Below are 3,160 nucleotides of genomic sequence, written 5' to 3'. Positions count from 1 at the left end.
CATGCGTTCTCCTCTTGATGATGCGAACAACTGCTGCAAGCCTACTCATGACCCATGACACGGACAGTAACCTTAGGGTCTTGTCCGGTCGCATTCCGCGCTCAGCGAACCAAGGACGCTTGGAACCGCCGCCATGATCGCCGACGCTGTAATGGGGCCGCCGTGCAATAATGCCGATGCTGCCGCTCCTGCCCGCCCGTGGACGCTCGCCGCCACCGCCGCCACCGCAGCCCAGCGGTCGTCAACATCCAAGCCCAGGGCGGCATATGCGCCGTCGTCGTCCGTGATGGAGTCAGCGCACTGGGCCAGCAAGGCACCCAATACGCCTCCCAGGACATCGCCGCTGCCTGCGGTGGCCATCCACGCGATGCCCTCAGCCTGGCTGAAAACAACGCCCGACGGCGATGCCACCAGTGTGGTGGCGCCCTTCAGGAGCACGGTGGCACCGGTTTGTTCGGCGGCCTGCCGTACGAAGTGCAGGGGTCGGGACTCCACGTCCTCCCTGGTCACAGCTACCTCACCCGTGGAAGTAAGGGATCCCAGCAGCGTGGCCAGTTCACCGGCATGGGGTGTCAGGATCCAATGGGGCGGGCAGCGTTCCGGGAGGAGGCTCAGCGCACCGGCATCAACAACCACCGGCACACCGGCGGTCAGCGCAGCCGCAGCCGCAGATTTGGCCCGCTCGAGTTGCTCTTCCCCATCCACCCCCGGGCCCAGCAGCCAAGCCTGGACACGTCCGGGTTCATCGGATTCCCACAAAGCTTCAGGGGTGCGGGCGAGCACCAGATCTGCCGCCGCCCGGGGGCCGAGGTAGCGCACCATTCCGGCTCCGGCTTGGGCCGCCGCGTGGACAGCCAGAACAGCAGCACCGCCAAACCGCGCCGAGCCCGCCACAACACCAAGGACACCCCTGGAGTACTTATGTGCTCTACGGCCAGGTGCAGGCAGTACGGCTCCCAGGTCCTGGGAAGTGAGACGGCGGAGCTCCGGTTCCTGGGATGCCAAAGAGTCTTCGATGCCGATCTGTACCAGGTGGACCACTCCGGAACATCCTTCCCCGGGATCGGTCATGAGCCCTGCTTTGACTCCCCCGAAAGTCACAGTGACGTCCGCGTCCAGTACCGGCCAGTGCACCTCACCGGTAGTGGCATCCAGCCCGCTGGGTAGGTCGCACGCCACCACCAAGGGAGGACGTAATTCCTGAAGGGAGGCAATCAGCTCCGCGGAGGGGCCGCGCAGGCCTCCACGGGCACCCGTGCCAAGCAGGGCATCAATGATCACGTCATTTCCTGCGCATACGACTGCGAGTTCCTCAGCGTTCCCCGGCTCGAGGTAGAGCGTTCGGCCACCGGCTGCCTTGAAGGCTGCCAACGCCTCGGGATGGACTTCGGCAGCGGCGAGGACCGCCGTCGTGCGCATTCCCCGGCGTGCCAGCAGCGCTGCCGCAAAGAGGCCATCGCCACCATTGTTGCCCTTGCCTGCCAGGACGGTGACGCTGGCACCGGCCAGCCGGCGCCGTGTCCTGACTTCGCGTGCTACGGCCTGGGCCAGCCCATAGGCTGCCCGTTGCATGAGAACAGCGCCCCCACCGGCGTCCAGGTACGGTTGTTCCGCATCCCTGATCTGTTGTCCGGTGAAGGCGCTGATCATTGTTCTTGAGAGTCCGCTTAGCCCTCGGCGAGCACAGTGGCCGTGGCAATGCCACCGTCATGGCTCATGGACAAGTGCCAGCGCTTGACGCCCTTGGCCTCAGCCACTGCCAGCACCGTGCCCTTGACCTGGACCGTGGGGCCGTTCTCATCGAGGCCAATCCAGCAGTCCTGCCAATTCATGCCCGCGGGGGCACCCAGAACCTTGGCCACGGCTTCCTTGGCCGCAAAACGGGCAGCCAGGGAACGGGTGTTCAATTCCCGTTCAGCAGGAACAAACAGCCGATCCCGGAGCCCGGGCGTCCGCTCCAGCTGCCGGCCGAACCGTTCGATGTCTACGACGTCTACCCCAATGCCAACAATCATGGCGTTATTCTACGGTCACGCTCTTGGCGAGGTTACGCGGCTGGTCCACGTCGTATCCCTTGGCACCGGCCAGTTCGGCAGCAAAAATCTGCAGCGGAACGGTGGTCAGCAGCGGCATCAGCAGGGTGGGCGTCTCCGGAACGTAGAACACCTGCTCTGCGTAGTCCTTGACCGACTCGTCGCCCTCTTCAGCGATAACCAGGGTACGGGCACCACGTGCGCGGACTTCCTGGATGTTGCTGACAACCTTGGAGTGCAGGGAATCGCGGCCGCGCGGGGACGGGACCACAACGAAGACCGGCTGGCCATCGTCGATCAGGGCGATCGGACCGTGCTTGAGCTCGCCGGCGGCGAAACCTTCAGCGTGGATGTAGGCGATTTCCTTGAGCTTCAGCGCGCCTTCGAGGGCAACCGGGTAGCCAACGTGGCGGCCGAGGAACAGCACGGACTTTTCGTCCTTCATGCTGCGGGCGAGCTCGCGCAGGGGACCGGCGTTGTCCAGGATTTTCTGGATCTTTGCCGGGATCTTGTTGAGGTCCGCGAGGACGTCCTTGATCTGGCCGGAGAAGATGTTGCCGCGCAGCTGTGCCAAGTACAGGCCCAGCAGGTAGGCGGCAGTGATCTGCGCCAGGAATGCCTTGGTGGAGGCCACTGCGATTTCCGGGCCGGCGTGCGTGTAGAGCACGGCGTCGGATTCGCGCGGGATGGTGGAACCGTTGGTGTTGCAGATTGAGATCGTCTTGGCGCCCTGTTCACGGGCGTAGCGGACGGCCATCAGCGTGTCCATGGTCTCACCGGACTGGCTGATGGAAACCACCAGCGTGTTGGCGTCGACGATCGGGTCACGGTAGCGGAACTCGTGGGCGAGCTCTACTTCCGTCGGGATACGGCACCAGTTCTCGATGGCGTACTTAGCAACCAGGCCGGCATAGGCCGCGGTACCGCAAGCCAGGACGATGATCTTGTCCACCTGCTTGAGGAGCTCAGGATCAATGCGCACCTCGTCCAAGGTCAGCTTGCCATCGAGGTCCGAACGGCCCAGGAGGGTCTGTGCAACAGCGTCAGGCTGGTCGTGGATTTCCTTCTCCATGAAGGAGTTGAAGCCACCCTTTTCGGCAGATGCCGGGTCCCAGTCAACGTGGTAT

At 64.2% G+C, this 3,160-nt stretch carries 3 protein-coding genes; all 3 read right to left on the bottom strand.

The window, feature by feature from the left end; genetic code table 11:
* Positions 1-72: 72 nt before the first annotated feature.
* Positions 73-1,650: an NAD(P)H-hydrate epimerase gene (locus HP499_RS22610; protein WP_172326318.1), complete on the bottom strand. Its 1,578-nt coding sequence runs from the start codon at positions 1,648-1,650 to the stop codon at positions 73-75.
* A 17-nt stretch (positions 1,651-1,667) separates the two neighbouring features.
* Positions 1,668-2,015 (bottom strand): holo-ACP synthase, encoded by a 348-nt coding sequence (locus tag HP499_RS22605; RefSeq protein ID WP_011775548.1) that lies wholly within the window; start codon positions 2,013-2,015, stop codon positions 1,668-1,670.
* Between the two features lie 4 nt (positions 2,016-2,019).
* Positions 2,020-3,160 (bottom strand): glutamine--fructose-6-phosphate transaminase (isomerizing) (gene glmS, locus HP499_RS22600; protein ID WP_172326317.1); only part of this gene is annotated, 1,141 nt, incomplete at its 5' end.

Origin of the sequence: Paenarthrobacter sp. CM16, assembly GCF_013179505.1 — a bacterium.
Classification (GTDB): Bacteria; Actinomycetota; Actinomycetes; order Actinomycetales; family Micrococcaceae; genus Arthrobacter.
This window is presented reverse-complemented; position numbering and strand designations above follow the sequence as displayed.